Annotated in this window: 12 protein-coding genes; 11 read left to right on the top strand and 1 reads right to left on the bottom strand. The window is 55.8% G+C overall.

The window, feature by feature from the left end; all coding sequences use genetic code 11:
• The 11 genes from nuoE (at nt 1) to R3I13_RS22590 (ending at nt 15,308) form a co-directional block, all read left to right on the top strand.
• Complete coding sequence (gene nuoE, locus R3I13_RS22640) at nt 1-465, top strand: NADH-quinone oxidoreductase subunit NuoE (protein WP_346320256.1); 465 nt, start codon at nt 1-3, stop codon at nt 463-465.
• Nucleotides 462-1,781: an NADH-quinone oxidoreductase subunit NuoF gene (nuoF, locus tag R3I13_RS22635; RefSeq protein ID WP_346320255.1), complete on the top strand. Its 1,320-nt coding sequence runs from the start codon at nt 462-464 to the stop codon at nt 1,779-1,781. Before nuoE ends, nuoF begins: the two co-directional genes overlap by 4 nt.
• Complete coding sequence (nuoG, locus tag R3I13_RS22630) at nt 1,765-4,488, top strand: NADH-quinone oxidoreductase subunit NuoG (protein WP_346320254.1); 2,724 nt, start codon at nt 1,765-1,767, stop codon at nt 4,486-4,488. Before nuoF ends, nuoG begins: the two co-directional genes overlap by 17 nt.
• 15 nt (nt 4,489-4,503) lie before the next feature.
• Nucleotides 4,504-5,490, top strand: coding sequence for an NADH-quinone oxidoreductase subunit NuoH (nuoH, locus tag R3I13_RS22625; protein WP_346320253.1), 987 nt, complete (start codon nt 4,504-4,506; stop codon nt 5,488-5,490).
• 6 nt (nt 5,491-5,496) lie between these two features.
• Nucleotides 5,497-6,012, top strand: coding sequence for an NADH-quinone oxidoreductase subunit NuoI (gene nuoI / locus R3I13_RS22620; RefSeq protein WP_346320252.1), 516 nt, complete (start codon nt 5,497-5,499; stop codon nt 6,010-6,012).
• A 13-nt stretch (nt 6,013-6,025) separates the two neighbouring features.
• Nucleotides 6,026-6,553, top strand: a complete 528-nt coding sequence (nuoJ, locus tag R3I13_RS22615; protein ID WP_346320251.1) for an NADH-quinone oxidoreductase subunit J — start codon at nt 6,026-6,028, stop codon at nt 6,551-6,553.
• A complete protein-coding gene (nuoK, locus tag R3I13_RS22610) occupies nt 6,550-6,852 on the top strand; it encodes an NADH-quinone oxidoreductase subunit NuoK (protein ID WP_206614337.1) in 303 nt (100 codons plus the stop codon). The genes nuoJ and nuoK overlap by 4 nt, the downstream gene beginning before the upstream one ends.
• A gap of 18 nt (nt 6,853-6,870) precedes the next feature.
• The gene (nuoL, locus tag R3I13_RS22605) at nt 6,871-8,733 is read left to right on the top strand and encodes an NADH-quinone oxidoreductase subunit L (protein WP_346320250.1); all 1,863 of its coding nucleotides are present in this window, start codon (nt 6,871-6,873) and stop codon (nt 8,731-8,733) included.
• Nucleotides 8,734-8,753: 20 nt separating this feature from the next.
• Nucleotides 8,754-10,232: an NADH-quinone oxidoreductase subunit M gene (nuoM, locus tag R3I13_RS22600; protein ID WP_346320249.1), complete on the top strand. Its 1,479-nt coding sequence runs from the start codon at nt 8,754-8,756 to the stop codon at nt 10,230-10,232.
• Between the two features lie 12 nt (nt 10,233-10,244).
• Nucleotides 10,245-11,675: an NADH-quinone oxidoreductase subunit N gene (locus R3I13_RS22595; RefSeq protein WP_346320248.1), complete on the top strand. Its 1,431-nt coding sequence runs from the start codon at nt 10,245-10,247 to the stop codon at nt 11,673-11,675.
• A gap of 372 nt (nt 11,676-12,047) precedes the next feature.
• Nucleotides 12,048-15,308: a PDZ domain-containing protein gene (locus R3I13_RS22590; protein WP_346320247.1), complete on the top strand. Its 3,261-nt coding sequence runs from the start codon at nt 12,048-12,050 to the stop codon at nt 15,306-15,308.
• Between the two features lie 75 nt (nt 15,309-15,383).
• On the opposite strand, the gene R3I13_RS22585 is transcribed toward R3I13_RS22590, so the two are convergent.
• Nucleotides 15,384-17,129, bottom strand: coding sequence for a RagB/SusD family nutrient uptake outer membrane protein (locus tag R3I13_RS22585; RefSeq protein ID WP_346320246.1), 1,746 nt, complete (start codon nt 17,127-17,129; stop codon nt 15,384-15,386).
• Between the last annotated feature and the right edge of the window lie 5 nt (nt 17,130-17,134).

Here is a 17,134-nt window from a genome sequence, read left to right as displayed (position 1 = left end):
ATGCTCAGTACCGCAGAAAAGGAACAGATCGAACACGAGATCCGGCAGGTGCCGGTAAAAAAAGCCGCTTGCATAGAAGCGCTGAAGATCGTGCAGGAGCACCGCCGCTGGGTGTCTGACGAAGGCATACAAGACGTGGCGGCCATCCTGGAAATGAGTCCTGAAGAGGTGGACAGCGTGGCCACTTTCTACAATCTCATTTTCAGGCAGCCTGTGGGCAGGCACATCATCCTCCTTTGCGACAGCATCAGCTGCTACGTGATGGGCCTCAATGCGCTGCATGAAGAACTGGTGAACCTGCTGGGGATACAATACGGGGAAACCACTGACGACGGCCGTTTTACGCTGCTGCCCAATCCTTGCCTTGGTACCTGCGACCATGCGCCCGCGCTGATGGTGGATCATGACCTGTACCGCGATCTTCAGCCCGCGGCCATTGCTAACATTCTCGAAAAATATACATGACCATGGAACGCCCGCTCACACAACATATCACCTTCCCGCCGCTGGGCCTCCGCCAATACGAAGCCGTAGGCGGTTACCAGGCTGCCCGCAAGGCCATTAAACATATGCAGCCGCAGGAGGTGACCGCGCTTGTGAAAGATTCGAACATGAAAGGCAGAGGTGGCGCGGGTTTCAGTACCGGCATGAAATGGAGCTTCGTGCCCATGAATGTGCAGGGCCCGAAGTACCTCATCTGCAACGCCGACGAAATGGAGCCCGGCACTTTTAAAGACCGCTGGCTGCTGGAAGGCAATCCCCACCAGCTGATAGAAGGTATGATCGTGGCGGCTTACGCCATACAGGCCACCGAATCGTTCGTATTCCTGCGCTGGGCTTATAAAGTGGCGGCACAGGAGATCCGCAAAGCCATACAGGAAGCCTATGACGCGGGTTATCTCGGCAAAAACATCCTCGGTACCGGCTACAGTCTTGAGATGCATTTGCATACCGGCGTAGGAAGATATATGTGCGGCGAAGAGACAGCGTTGCTCAATTCGCTGGAAGGCAGGCGCGCCACACCGCGATCCAAGCCGCCTTTCCCGCAGGTAAGCGGGCTGTTCGGCAGGCCTACCATTGTGAACAACGTGGAAACGCTCAGTTATATCCCGCATATCGTGAACAAAGGCGCGGATTGGTTTCAGAAACTGAGTCTCACCGCAGACGGCGGCACGAAGATATATGGCGTGAGCGGCCGCGTGAAAAATCCCGGCGCCTGGGAACTGCCCATGGGCATCACTTTGCGCGAGCTGATAGAAGAACATGCAGGCGGCATGACCGACGGTTACCGTTTTAAAGGCGTACTACCCGGCGGCGCCTCCACCGATTTTTTGGTGGAAGAGCATATGGACATACAGCTCGATTTTGCTGGCGTCGCCGCGGCCGGCAGCCGTTTGGGCACCGGTACCATGATCGTGCTGGACGATAAGACCTGCCCCGTTGGGTTCGTGCACAACCTCGAGCATTTCTTTGCGCAGGAAAGCTGCGGCTTCTGCACGCCCTGCCGCGAAGGCCTGCCCTGGACGGAAAAGCTGCTGTTCGCCATAGAAAAAGGCGATGGCCGGATGGAAGACCTGGAGCTGCTGGCTTCGCAAACGCGGCTGCTGGGCCCCGGCAATACCTTCTGCGCGCTTGCGCCCGGCGCCATGGAGCCATTGCAAAGCGCGCTCAAATATTTCAGGGAAGATTTTGAAAGACACATAGCGGAACAAAGCTGCCCCTACGGCAACTACCCGCATCACCATCACCTTCATTCCAAAGGTTATGAACATATTCATTGATAATAAAAAATACGAAATAAAGGAAGGGAAGAATCTCCTGGAAGCCTGCCTGCAGGTGGGGCTCAACCTCCCTTATTTCTGCTGGCACCCCTCGCTTGGCTCCGTAGGCGCCTGCCGGCAATGCGCCATCAAGCTGTATAAAGATGAAGATGATCAGAAAGGCAGGCTGGTAATGGGATGCATGGAACCCGTGCGTGATAATGTGCGTATTTCGCTGGAAGACCCGGACGCCAAGGGGTTCAGGGAACAGGTGATAGGCTGGCTGATGACCAATCACCCGCACGACTGTGCCGTGTGCGACGAAGGCGGCGCCTGCCATTTGCAGGATATGACAGTGATGACGGGCCACAATTACCGCGATTACCGTTTTTCCAAACGCACTTACAACAACCAGGACCTTGGTCCTTTCCTGAACCATGAAATGAACCGCTGCATACAGTGTTACCGCTGCGTGCGCTACTACAAAGACTATGCGGGCGGCAAAGACCTTGACGTGTTCGCCGCGCATAACCATGTGTATTTCGGGCGTTGCGGCGACGGCAAGCTGGAAAGCGAGTTCAGCGGCAACCTGGCCGAAGTATGCCCCACCGGCGTATTCACCGATAAGACCCTGCAATCGCACTACACCCGCAAATGGGACCTGACCTATGCCCCGTCTATTTGCCAGGGCTGCTCGCTCGGCTGCAACACCAGCGCCGGAGAACGTTACGGTACCCTGCGGCAGATCGCCAACCGCTACAACGGCGAAGTGAACGGTTATTTCCTCTGCGACCGCGGGCGTTACGGGTATGAATTCGTGAACAGCACGCAACGCATATACGAACCGGCCATGCGCCCGCATTCCAACGGAACGATCCATAAAGAACATATCATCGAGCATGTGGCGGCCAGGCTGAAGAACAGCCGGGTGATCGGCATCGGTTCGCCGCGCGCCAGCCTGGAAAGCAACTTTGCATTGAAACAACTGGTGGGCGCGGATCATTTTTACCTCGGCATGTCCGACGCGGATCACGACCACACTTCCCTTGCCCTGAAGATATTGAAAGAAGGCCCCGTGCGCACGCCTTCGCTGCACGAAACAGAACATGCGGACGCCATACTTATCCTCGGCGAAGACCTTACCAATACCGCGCCCATGATGGCCCTGGCCGTTCGCCAGGCCGTGCGGCAGCAACCTATGCAGGAAGTGGGGCAACAGCTGCACCTCGCGCCATGGCAGGACGCTCCTGTGCGCGAAGCCATCCAGGACCGGAAAGGCCCGCTGTTCATCTTCAACACATTCCCTACCAAGCTGGATGAACTGGCCACTGCCGTGCAACGCGGCGCGCCGGACAATCTCGCCCGCCTTGCATTTGCAATAGCCGCCCAGCTGGGCGCGGATATAACGCCAGTGAGCGATCTGCACGACGAAGAAAAAATCCTGGTGAAACAAATAGCCGATGCTTTGCTTGCTGCAAAGAACCCGCTCATCATCAGCGGTTACGGCTCCGGCTACGATCACTTCATGAAAGCCGCCGCCAATATCAGCTGGGCATTGCAGCAGCAGGGCCGCAACCCGATGCTGAGCCTCACCCTGCCTGAGTGCAACAGTCTTGGCCTGGAAATGCTCGGCGGCCACCGCCTGGATTCCGCGATAGACGTGGTAAAACATGGCGAAGCGGATACGATTATCATCCTCGAAAATGACCTGTACCGCCGCGCCGATGAACATGTGGTAGACGAGTTGTTCCGGCACGCAAAAGAAGTGATCCTGGTAGATCATCTCTATAACCAGACTGCAGAAAAGGCCACCGTATTGTTGCCCGCGGGCACTTTCGCTGAGGCGGACGGTACGCTGGTAAATAATGAAGGCCGCGCCCAGCGCTTCTTCCAGGTATTTGTCCCAAAAGGTTCCGTGCAGGAAAGCTGGCGTTGGTTCCTGCAGATAGCAGACAAAGCGCAGGTGCCGCGGCTTAACGGCCTGCAAAACCTTGACGACATCATATGGGCCATGTGCGTGGCAGTGCCATTCCTGGAGCCCGTGCAGCAGATTGCCCCGCATGCCGATTTCAGGATCAACGGGCAGAAGATACCCCGCGAATCGCACCGCTACAGCGGCCGCACGGCCATGCTGGCTAACGAGAACGTGAGCGAGCCCAAGCCGGCGGACGATATAGATACTCCCTTATCCTTTACCATGGAAGGTTTTCGCGGAGAGCCGCCTGCCCCGCTGATACCGTACTTCTGGTCGCCGGGATGGAACTCTGTGCAATCGGTGAACAAATACCAGACAGAAATAGGCGGTCACCTCCACGGCGGCGACCCCGGTCTGCGGCTGCTGGAGCCGCATGTGAACGGTAAGCCGCCGTACTTCAGGGAAGCGCCGGATAAATACGTTCCCATTCCCGGTCATGTGCATGTGATGCCCATTTACAGCATTTTCGGTTCCGAAGAACTGAGCATGTACACCAAAGGCATCGCCCACAGCGCGCAGGATTTTTTCAGCATGTACATGAACCCTGAAGATATGCACCAGTGGGGCGTTTCGCCGGGCGTCTGGGTGAGCTTTGATGTGGATCATCATTCTTACCAGATGGTGGCCGTGCCCAACCACTGGCTGCCGAGAGGCGTGGCCGCACTGAATGCGGGGCTGCCCCGTGCAAAGATCATCGACCTGCCGCAGTGCATCAGGCTGAGCGGAAGCGAAACCTTGCAGGCAGCGCGGTAAAAAACAGATTAGGAAATGCTGCACAGCAGCGCAAACATACTGATCATGGAAGCACAATACTGGTGGGTGATAGGCGGCGTATTATTCGTACTGCTCAATACCGCAGCCGGCCTCATCTGGCTGGAACGCAGGATGCTGGCGCTCTGGCAGGACCGTTACGGTCCCAACAGGGCCGGGCCTTTCGGGCTGTTCATCGTACTGGCGGATACAATCAAGTTGTTCTTTAAAGAAGACTGGATACCGCCTTTCTCGGATAAGATCGTGTTCGTGTTTGCGCCCGCGGTGGTGGTGGCTTCCGTGCTGATGAGCTTTACTGTCGTGCCTTTCGGGCCGAACGTAGTGGTGGCGGACTGGAACATCGGGCTGCTGTTTTTCCTGGCCATGTCGTCGCTCGGCGTATACAGCATCGTATTGGGAGGATGGGCTTCCAATAACAAATATGCGCTGCTGGGCGCTATGCGCGGCGCTTCCCAGATGATCAGCTATGAAGTATTCATGGGTCTTGCCCTGATGGGCGTGGTGCTCCTAAGCGGCACGTTCAACCTGCGGGAGATCGTGGAAGCGCAGCGGGGAATGTGGTACGTGGTGCCGCAGGCGCTGGGTTTTATCATTTTTCTCATAGCGGGCGTAGCGGAAACGCACCGGCTGCCGTTTGATATACCTGAAGCGGAAAGCGAACTGGTGGCGGGTTTTCACGCGGAGTACTCCGGCATGAAGTTCGGTATGTTCTTCATCGGCGAATACCTGGGCATTACGCTGGTATCATCTATGATCGTAACGCTGTACTTCGGCGGCTGGCTCGGGCCTGCGTTCCTGCCGGGGATCATCTGGTTCGTGATCAAGACATTCGTTTTTATATCGCTGTTCATCCTGCTGCGGGCTTCCATGCCCAGGCCGCGGTACGACCAGCTGATGGAATATGGCTGGAAAGTATTGTTCCCGCTCTCTTTGCTGAATCTTTTGGCAACAGCGGCGGTGAAATTATTGATGACTGATAATTGATGACTTATGTTCAGTTTACTCAGAAGCATGTGGCTGGTGTTCCTGCATATGTTCCACAAGCGGGAAACCTACCAGTACCCGGAAGAAAAAGCACCGCTGCCCGCACGCTGGCGCGGCCGCATCGCGCTCACCCGCGACCCTGACGGCGGAGAACGCTGCGTAGGCTGCTACCTCTGCGCGGCCGCCTGCCCGGTGGACTGCATCAGCCTGCAGGCCGCTGAAATGCCCGATGGCCGACGGTATCCGGGCTTTTTTCGCATCAACTTCTCCCGCTGCATCTTCTGCGGGTTCTGCGAAGAAGCTTGTCCTACCTACGCCATCCAGCTGCTGCCCGATTTCGAGATCGCGGAATACGACCGGCAGAACCTGGTATACGAAAAGGAAGACCTGCTGATCAACAGCCAGGGGAAATACCCGGGCTACAACTATTATCGCGTGGCTGGCATGGCCATCGGCGGCAAAGAGAAAGGAGAGGCCAGCAGGGAAGAGCCGCCGGTGAACGTGAAAAGCCTGTTACCTTAAAATCATTCGCCCAATGGGACCTGCATTCTATATCGCCGGGGCAGTAGCCGTATTATCCACGCTGATGGTGATCACGCGCTACAATATCATGCACGCGCTGCTGTATTTCATCGTTTCGCTGCTGAGCGTGGCGGTGATCTTTTACCAGTACGGCGCGCCGTTTATGGCTGCGCTGGAAGTGATCGTGTATGCGGGCGCCATCATGGTGCTGATCATATTTTTTGTAATGATGCTAAACCTTGGGCCGCAGACGGCCGGGGACGAGGCCAAATGGCTGACGCCCCGCATCTGGATAGGGCCCTCCATCCTTTGTATTGTTTTACTCGCGGAACTGGTATACCTCATCCTCCAGCCGGCCGGCACAGCCGGGGATGTAATTACGGTGGACCCGAAAGCGGTAGGCATGAGCTTATTCGGTCCTTACATCCTGGCGGTGGAGCTTGCGGGCATGTTGCTGATGGCCGGGATCGTAGGGGCCTATCACCTGGGCCGGCAAAAGAAAAAGATCTTACACCGATTCCTTGAAAGAACTGACGTATGAATACAACCATGGAAGGCCTTGTACTGGCCGGCATTTTATTCACGCTGGGGCTGATCAGCATGCTGATCAGGCGGAACATCATTTTTATGCTGGTGAGCGTGGAGATCATGCTGAACGCGGCGGGGCTTGCCTTCATTGTAGCCGCGGCGCGCTGGGGCCAGCCTGAAGGGCAGGTGATGTTCATGTTCATCCTCGCTATGGCCGCAGCCGAAGTGTCTGTAGGGCTTGCGCTTATTTTACAGATCTATCACCAGCTCAAAACACTGGACAGCGATGAGGCCAGTAAGATGAGAGGTTAAAAATAAAATCATTCTGTTATGCAGTGGATCTACCTGATACCCGCTTTGCCCTTCCTGGGCGCACTGCTCCTGGTCCTGGCCTCCCGGCGGATCGGGAAAAAGGGCGTGGCCCTCATCGGTTGCGGCAGCGTGGGCCTGGCTGCGCTGGTAACCATCATTGCGGGCCTGCAGTTCATGCAGCAGGGCAGTCCTGCATTCGTGCAGCATTTGTGGGACTGGGTGAGCATCGGCACTTTCCGCATCGGCATAGACCTGCGGTTCGATGCGCTTTCCCTCGTTTTCACGTTCGTGATCACTTTTGTAGGCTTCCTCATACATGTGTACTCCACCGGCTATATGGCAGACGATCCTGACTTCGCGCGTTTCTTCGCCTGCATGAACCTTTTCGTGGGCGCCATGCTTATGCTGGTGCTGGCCGATAATCTTTTGCTGCTCTACTTTGGCTGGGAAGGCGTAGGCCTTTGCAGTTACCTGCTGATCGGGTTCTGGTATAAAGATCCCGCCAACGGCGCGGCCGCCCGCAAAGCGTTTATCGTTACGCGCGTAGGAGATACGGCGATGGCCATTGCCTTGTTCCTGCTGGTGCAGCACACCGGCAGCCTGCAGCTGAGTACTGTGCTCGCCAGGGCGCAGGAGCTATGGTCTGCCGGCGACCCTACGGTGGTGCTGATCGCTTTCCTTTTGCTGGGCGGCGCGGTAGGCAAAAGCGCGCAGCTGCCGCTGCAAACCTGGCTGCCCGATGCTATGGCGGGTCCTACACCGGTGAGCGCGCTTATCCACGCAGCCACGATGGTAACGGCGGGCGTTTACCTTATTGCACGCACCAATGTGCTGTTCACCCTTTCTCCTTCCGCACAGGCGGCGGTGGCCATCGTGGGCGCTGTTACCCTGCTGCTGGCCGGTTGCAGCGCATTCGTGCAAACGGACATCAAACGGGTGCTGGCGTATTCCACCATCAGCCAGATCGGTTATATGTTCCTCGCGCTGGGCGTAGGCGCATGGAGCGCCGCCATTTTCCATTTCATGACCCATGCCTTCTTTAAAGCATTGCTCTTCCTTGGCGCAGGTGCCGTTATCGTGGCGCTGCATCATGAGCAGGATATGTTCAGGATGGGCGGCCTTCGCAGATCGCTGCCGGGTGTGTTCCTCGTATTCCTGGTGGGTTCCGCTTCGCTGGCGGCATTGCCGTTTGTGACCTCGGGTTTTTATAGCAAAGACCAGATCGTATGGCTGGCAGGCGCCTCCGCGAACGGCAGCGCTTTTTATTCGCTGGCCGCCATATTGGGGGCTTTTATCACGGCGGCATACACGGCGCGGATGATATTCCTCGTTTTTTTCGGGAAGGAAAAAACACATGTGCACCACCATCCCGGGCCGGTGATGATGGCGCCGTTGTACATACTGGCTGTATTATCCACGCTGGCGGGCTTTATTGAGCTGCCGCACACGCTGGGGCATGTCACCCTGCTCAGTGATTTTTTGTCGCCGGTATTGCCTGCCGTTGTAACGGACCATGGCGGGCTGGCGCTGGAGTGGGGAATGCAGGGGCTTACAGTAGCGTTGTGCGCGCTAGCCATCTGGCTGGCCTGGCGGCTGCTCGCCGCACCGTTCCCTTCAGGCCTGAAGCAGTTCCTGAAAAACGGCTGGGGCTTCGATGATGCGTACCAGGTGTTGTTTGTACAGCCTTTTGTACAGCTGGCCAGGCTGAACAGGAAAGATATTGTTGACAAAGTATATACCGGCCTTGCTGCCGTTACCCGCGGCTTCCACCGCATCATGTCCGCCACGCAAAGCGGTATTCTCCGCTGGTATGTGATGGGTATCGTGATGGGCGCCGTTATCATCCTGTCGGTGATCATCTGGCGGGAATATGCTGTCTGAAACTTTAAAATATTGATACGATGATCCTCCTTGCCTTCATACTCTTACCTATCCTGGGCGCATTTGTGGCCTGGCTTTCCGCGGCGGTGAACAGGTCGCTGCCGCGCTGGGTGGCCCTGCTGGTGATGCTGGCCGGGCTGGTGCTTTCCGCCGGGCTCTGGTGGCAGGTGCAGGACGATGTATATTTCATCGGCGACCATTGGCTGGAAACCTACGAGCTGCCCTGGATGCCGCGTTTCGGCATCAGTTTCTCGCTGGCGCTGGATGGCCTGAGCCTGCTCATGCTGGTGCTTACTTTTTTCCTCGGCGCTCTGTCCGTAATGGTATCCTGGAATGAGATCAAAGAGCGTGTCGGGTTCTTTCACTTCAACCTCTTGTTTGTGCTGGGCGGCATTGCCGGTGTATTCCTCACGATGGATCTCTTCCTGTTCTATTTCTTCTGGGAAGTAATGCTCATCCCCATGTATTTCCTGATCGGCATCTGGGGCCATGGCAACCGTATTTACGCCGCATTCAAGTTCTTCCTGTTCACGCAGGCGGGCGGGCTGCTGATGTTGTTGTCTATACTGGGATTATATTTCATCCATGCGTCTGCCACAGGTACTTATACTTTTTCCTATTTCACCCTCCTCAATACCCCGATGGCCGTTGAAACCGGGCGCTGGTTAATGTTGGGCTTCCTCGTTGCGTTCATCGTGAAGCTGCCCGCATTCCCTTTCCACACCTGGCTGCCTGATGCGCATACAGAGGCGCCCACCGCGGGTTCCGTGATACTGGCAGGGCTGCTGCTGAAGACGGGGGCTTACGGCATCCTGCGTTTCGTGATACCCCTATTCCCGGAAGCATCGCAGTTCTTTGCGCCGTGGATCATGCTGCTGGGCGCTATCGGCATACTTTACGGGGGCAAGCTGGCGTATGCGCAAACTGATTTCAAAAGACTGGTGGCCTATACGAGTGTGAGCCATATGGGATTTGTGCTGGTGGGGGCGTTTGCATTCAATGCCCTGGCCTACCAGGGAGTGGTGATGCAGATGATCACCCATGGCATCAGCACCGGCGCGTTGTTCATGATCGCGGGTTCGCTGTATGAAAGGCTGCACACGCGGGAGCTGGAGCAGATGGGCGGATTGTGGCCGGCCTTGCCGAAGATGGGCGTGGTCACTATGGTGTTCGTCATGGCTTCGCTGGGATTGCCGGGGTTGGGCAACTTCATCGCGGAGTTCCTGATACTGGCGGGAAGCTGGCAGGCTGCGCCCTGGATCACGATCGCGGCAACCATCGGTTTGGTGGTGGCTACGGTATACAGCCTGCGCATCATGCAGAAAGTATTTTTCGGCGTTTCGCAACGCGAATATAAGCTGCCGGACCTCAGCCTGCGTGAAATGCTGATGATGGTGCCGCTCATTATCGCGATCATCTGGCTGGGCGTATACCCGCAACCGGTGATCAACGTGGCGGGAAGGGCCATGCCTTCCGTGGCGATTCATTCAACTAAATAAAAAACAAAGGGTATGTCCGTATCAGACCTTCTCAGTTTACTCCCTTTGCTGATCATCAGCGGAGCCGCCGTGATAGCGATATTGCTGGTGGCCATCCGGCGCAATCACCGGGTGATGCATGCCTTCACGGTATTCGCATTCATCTGCGCGCTGGCGGCCCTGTATTTCCAGCCGTATGCAGTGCCTTACGTGATAGCGCCGCTTTTCGTGGTGGACGCCTTTGCGCTGTTCAATACGGGATTGATTCTGCTGGCGGGTTTGAGTGTGCTGTTCCTTTCCTACAGTTATTTTGAGCAGCGCGAAGAACGGAAGGAAGAATATTACATCCTCCTGCTGCTGGCCACTGTCGGCGGCATGGTGCTGGTGATCAGCCAGCATTTTATTTCCCTGTTCCTGGGCCTTGAAACCATGAGCATCAGCCTCTACGGCCTCATCGCATACCTGCGCGCACGGGAGCGGTCAGACGAAGCGGGGATCAAATACCTGCTGCTGGCGGCGCTTTCCTCTGCCTTCCTGCTTTTCGGCATGGCGCTGGTGTACGCGGAATCGGGGAAGATGGACTTTACCGGCATAGGGGCATACCTGGAAGGCATACATACCGCGCCTGTGGCAGTGGTGGCCGGTTTCGGGCTGATGGTGATAGGAGTGGGCTTCAAGCTGGGCATTGTGCCTTTCCATATGTGGGCGCCGGATATTTATGAAGGAGCGCCCCTGCCGGTGGCAGCCTATATTGCCACCGTGTCCAAAGGCAGCATGCTGGTATTGCTCATGCGCTTTTACAGGGATATTAACGGGTATGAATACACGATACTCTGGTGGGTGTTTGCCATTATCGCGATGGCCAGTATGTTTGCCGGCAACTGGCTGGCGCTCATGCAGCAGAACGTGAAGCGGCTGCTGGCTTATTCGTCTATCGCGCATATGGGTTACATCCTCATCGCGTTCCTTGCCGGCCAGGAAGCAGGGCAGGAGGCGGTGATCTTTTACCTGGTGGCCTACGTGATCACCAGCATCGGCGCTTTCGGGGTACTGGCCCTGATGTCCGACGAAAAGAACGATGCGGAGAACCTGCAGGACTTCAGCGGCCTTTTCTGGCGGCAGCCCTGGCTGGCGGCCATTTTTACGGGCATGCTGCTTTCGCTGGCGGGCATACCGCTCACGGCCGGTTTTATCGGGAAGTTCTATGTAGTGGCCGCAGGAGTAGATGCTGAATTGTGGCTGCTGCTCATTTTGCTGGTGATCAACAGCGTGATCGGGCTTTTTTATTATATCCGCCTGGTGGCGATCATGTTCCAGCCGCTGCCCGGGCCGGCTGTGCGCAAGCGCATGCCTTTCTTCGGCATATTCGCGCTTTCAGCGCTGATGGGGCTGCTGCTGTGGCTCGGCGTGTATCCTTCAGGGTTGATCGCCGTTATCCGCGACATGATGCTGACCATGGGATGAATCCTTTCCTTCATCATACAAACACCTGAAAGAAGCCCGTCATTGCGAGGAGGAACCGAGCCAAGGCGGGAGGGGCGACGAAGCAATCTCTTTCGTTGGATTGACATTCCCAGTATTGGGAGATTGCTTCGTCGCGTTTCCTGTTGCGCAGAATTCCTTGCAGCTCCTCGCAATGACGGGCTTTAGCTGTTTTAAGCCCCGGATTTCCCTTCATCGTCCGCTTCCGGACACTTTGCTGCGCCCGTGCCCCTTGTCCTGCTTTTCCGGCCATTTGTACATTTACATCCGGTCCACCGGCCTTCCTTATCGCTTTTTCCGTTATTTTGCACCATTGCCAATTGATTTATTCCTTTTACAACCCAAGAACCGCTTATGATGCATAGACTATTGAAGCTGTCCGGCTGGGCCCTCCTTACCGCAGGCACACTGTCCGCCCACGCACAGTCTGAAACAAAACTCTTAAGGAACCCGGCAGTCAGCGAGAAGCACATCGCTTTTATGTACGCCGGGGACATCTGGATCGCCAACCGCAACGGCTCTTCGCCCGTGCGCCTCACCGTCAACCCCGCTTTCGAGCAGGACCCGTACTTTTCACCCGACGGCAAATGGATCGCGTTTACCGGCAACTACGACGGCAACTCCGACGTATACATCGTTCCCGTTGAAGGGGGCGACCCGCAGCGTGTAACCTTCCATCCCGCCAGGGACGTGGTGCGCGGCTGGATCGGCAACGACCGCATCCTTTTTGCATCCGGCGCCACTTCGCCTACCATGAGAACCACGCAGCTGTTCTCCGTAAGCATCAAAGGCGGCCTGCCACAGGTGCACGCCAGGATACCGGAAGCCACGCAGGGCGCCGTATCGCCAGATGGTAAGTTTACCGCTTACATCAAAAATCCTGATCCAACGGAAGGTTCCGTTGGCAGCTGGAGGCCGTTTAAGCGCTACCGCGGCGGCTGGATGCCCAGGATATGGATATTCAATAACACCACTGCGCAGATCGAGGAGATCCCCGCTGCCAATTCCAATAACGTCCGCCCGGTATGGGTCGGCAAAAGCATATACTTCCTCAGCGACCGCAATCATACCGTTAATATTTTCCGGTACGATACAGACAGCAAGCAGGTTACACAGGTGACCAAATTCAATAACGCCGATGTAAAGACCCTCAACTCCGACGGCAAAACGCTGGCGTTTGAGCAGGACTTTACCATTCACCTGCTGAACCCCTCCAACAACGAAGTGACCGATGTGCCCGTTTCTATCCGCGCGGATATTCCTTACAAGCGCCCGCGTTACGAGAAGGTCAATTTGTTTGAAAAAGTAGGTATTTCTCCCACCGGCCAGCGCGTGCTGCTGCAGGGCAGGGGCGAGATATTTTCAGTGCCGAAGGAAAAAGGCGATGTACGCAATATTTCCAATTCCCCCGGTTCACACGAAAGAGACCCGGCATGGTCGCCGGATGGCAAATGGATATCTTACCTGTCAGACAAAGACGGGAATTATAAGCTCATTCTCCGCGATCAGAAAGCGCTGAAAGAGCCCGTGGAAATTGAGCTGGGCAAGACCGTTTATTACTTCAGCCCCACCTGGAGCCCCGACAGCAAGAAGATCGTGTTCAGCGACGCACATTTCAACCTGTTTTATCTCGACGTGGCTTCCAAAAAGATCACAAAGGTGGATACGTATACCTATGGTTCCATTCCTTCCGGCGGTTCCAACGTGTTCGCGCCCGTGTGGAGCCCCGATTCCAAGTACCTTACTTACGTGAACGCGATGCCTAACGGCTTCGACTGTGTATACCTCTACAGCCTCGAATCCGGCAAAGCGGTGCAGGTAAGCGATGCCATGACAGACACCGGCAACCCGACCTTCAGCGCAGACGGCAAATACATCTTCTTCCCGGCCAGCACCAACAGCGGCATGGCCATCAGCGGGCTGCACATGCAGACCTACGAAAGAAGAGTGACCTCCAATATCTACGCTGTACTGCTGTCCAAATCAACGCCCACCATCTTTACTCCCGAAAGCGATGAAGAAGCGGTGAAAGAAGCGGATAAAGACAAAGAGAAGGAAACAAAGAAAGACAGCGCTAAAACAGCCAAACCGGCAGCGTCTGACGTGGATTTCGACGGCATACAGGACCGCATCATCGCGTTGCCTTTGCCGGCGGGCAACTACCGCGCGCTGAACGGGCAGGTGAAAGACAAGCTTTTTTATATTGCCGATGACGAGGTTCGTTATTACGACCTGAAAGAGCGCAAGGCTGAGACCTTCATCAAAGGTTTCGGGTTTATGATCAGCGCCGATGGCAAAAAGATGCTGCTGGCTACTCCCGGAGGTTTCCAGGTTCTGGATGCAGGCCGCAAACCCGGCAATCCGGGCGAGGGCAAGATAGACCTTTCAGGCGTGAGCCTGTTCGTCGATCCCGTTGCCGAATGGAAGCAGATCTTCGACGAAGTGTACAAGATCGAAAAGGATTTCTTTTATGTGAAGAACATGCACGGCGTGGACTGGGACGCGAACAGGAAACGTTATGCCGCGCTGCTGCCTTACGTGAGCAACCGCGCAGACCTTTCTTACCTGGTGAATGAAATGATGAGCGAAATGGTGGTAGGCCACAATTACGTAAGCGGCGGCGACATACAGACAGGCCCGAACGTAAGCACCGGCTTGCTGGGTGCGGATTACGAGATCAGCAACGGCAGGTACCGCATTAAAAAAATATACACCAACGAACGCTGGTACCCGGCTAATAAAGCGCCGCTCAGCGTTGCCGGTCTTAACGTGAAAGAAGGCGATTACATTCTCGCTGTGAACGGCAGGGAACTGACGGAGAACATGAGCATAGACCAATTGCTGGAAGGCCAGGTAGGCCGCCAGGTGCTGCTGAAAGTAAACGGCCAGCCGGGCGACGCCGGCGCGCGTGAGATCACCGTAGAGCCCGTTTCTATCAACGACGAACTGGGCCTGCGCCATTCCGACTGGGTGGAAAGCAACCGCCGCAAGGTAGACCAGCTCAGCAACGGCAAGATCGCATACGTGTACATGCTCAACACCGGTCAGCAGGGATACACATCCTTCAACCGCATGTATTTTGCGCAAACAGACAAAAAGGCGCTGCTGCTGGACGAACGCTTCAACGGCGGCGGTTCCGTGGCGGATTACGTGATAGACATCCTGGACCGTGAGGTGCTCAGCTACTGGGGCGTTCGCGACGGGCGTAGCTTTACCACGCCGGGCAATTCCATTTACGGCCCCAAAGCCATGCTGATCAACGAATACGCAGGCTCCGGCGGCGATATGATGCCGTGGATGTTTTCTCAAAAGAAACTCGGCAAGCTGATCGGCAAACGCACGATGGGCATCCTGGTGGGCATCAGCGGTTATCCTTCACTGATAGATGGCGGTTCTGTCACTTCCCCGAGCTTCGGCATCTACGATGCCAAAGGCAACTGGATCATTGAGAACTATGGAACGCCCGCGGATATTGAAGTAGAACAAACCCCGGCAGACGTGATCGCCGGCCGCGACCCGCAACTGGAAAAAGGCGTGCAGGTATTGCTGGATGAACTGAAAACAAAATCATACGAACCGGTGCCGAAACCGGCAGACCCGGTGAGGGTGAAATAAATTTCGCATTGATAAAAAAGAGGCCGTCCCGGAATGATCCAGGACGGCCTCTTCGTATTAGTAACGGCTGCTGCTTTACAGCCCGTCTACCCATTTGGGATTCTGTGTGAGATTGGTGTTCAGCTGCCTTTCCTGGATGGGAATAGGCTGCAGGTAATCTCTTTCTTCGTCGAAGGTTTTGGTCGTGCTGCGGTTGATGATCACGTTACCGCCGGCCGCGCCGTTTTCCAGGTCGATCTCAGTACCGAGTTTGAAGTACTGGACACCCGCTACCGGTGTGGGTTTGGTGCCTTCGTAAATATACACGTCGATTTTGCCGTTGCGGTCAAGATCATACTGGCCTACGCCGGGGAAGTACATGCCTTTGAACTGGCGAACCAGGCTCTGGCCTGATTTCCAGCGCATGAGATCATTCCATCGGTAGCTTTCCATCACCAGCTCGATCCTTCTTTCCCTGCGGATCTCGAGGATCACGCCTTTGTTGGCGCCGGCAACGGCCGGGTATTGGCCGCCCATGTACTGGTCCGGGCTGGCATTGGCTGCAGCCAGGTTTAGGTTCGGCATGCCTACGCGGTCGCGCAGCAGCTTAATGGATTTGTCGATATCCGCCTGTGTGAGCGTGCCGAGTTCTGCTTTGGCCTCTGCAAAGTTGAGCAGCACTTCCGCGTAGCGGAAAATAGGCATGGAGTTGATGGAACGGTTATAAGAGTCGAAAGACATATCAGTCACGAACTTGATCAGCTGGTAACCGGTCACGCTTGCGCCGAAGTCGGGAACCAGCGGGTTGGTGGTGCCGATGCGGGCGTAACCGGGCGTGCGGATCGTTTGAGACAGGCGCGGGTCGCGGTTCTGCGTTTCGCTGTAGAAGGTGATGGTGTCGTAACGGGAAATATCTGTAAAACGGGTACCGTCTGCCATGAGGTAGCTGTTCACCAGTTGTTTGTCCAGGCCCGGCTTGCCATAGGAAGACGTGATCGTATAGTAGTTCACGTTATGCCATACAGACAGCTCGTTGCTGAAGTTCCTGGCCAGGATGATCTCATCCTTGACCGGTGCGATGGAAGCGAAAAGTTCCAGGTACGCCTTTCCGGGAGTTGAATTGTAGATCTTGTATTTGCCGCTGTTCATCAGTTGCTCTGAAACGGCCGCTGCTTTGGTGAGCAGGGCTTCCCAGCCGGTTTCACCGCGGTATTTTTTCCAGGTTCCCTCGAACAGGCAAACACGGCTTAGCAGGGCCATAGCGGTGTATTGGGTCACCATTTCGGTAGAGGTGCTGGTTTCGTTGATATTGGCGATGGCGTAATCGAGGTCCGCTATGATGGAATCTACCACCAGCTTGCGGGGGGCTCTTGCTTTGGTAAGCATGGCCTGGTCGTTCTGCAACACAACGTGGGAATACCAGGGCACATCTCCGAAACGCTGCACTTTGTCGAAGTAGAAATAAGCGCGGAAGAATTTGGCTACGCCTGCATACCTGGCGGCCTGGCTTTCGGGCATTACGCGGTTGTAGTTGTCCAGGAAGAAGTTGATCTTGCGCAGTTCCCCCCAGGTCCAGTTGCCGCCTGTCAGTGGCACAGTGCGGCGGCCGGTGATGTTGTCGCCGAGGGATTGCTTTACGACGTTGTCGATGTCTTCGTTATATACGCCTTCCGCGTTGGGGAAGATGCTGTACAGCGAGTTCAGGTAGAACTTCAGCTCGTTTTCGTTATTAAAATACTGGTCCGGCGCAATCTGCGAAAGCGGCTGACGGTCCATGAATTTGCTGCAGCTGCTGAAAAGACCGGCTGCGGCGAGTGCAAGTATGGATATTTGCTTTTTCATTTCGA

This window comes from Chitinophaga sp. YIM B06452 (assembly GCF_039655965.1).
Taxonomy (GTDB): domain Bacteria; phylum Bacteroidota; class Bacteroidia; order Chitinophagales; family Chitinophagaceae; genus Chitinophaga.
This window is presented reverse-complemented; position numbering and strand designations above follow the sequence as displayed.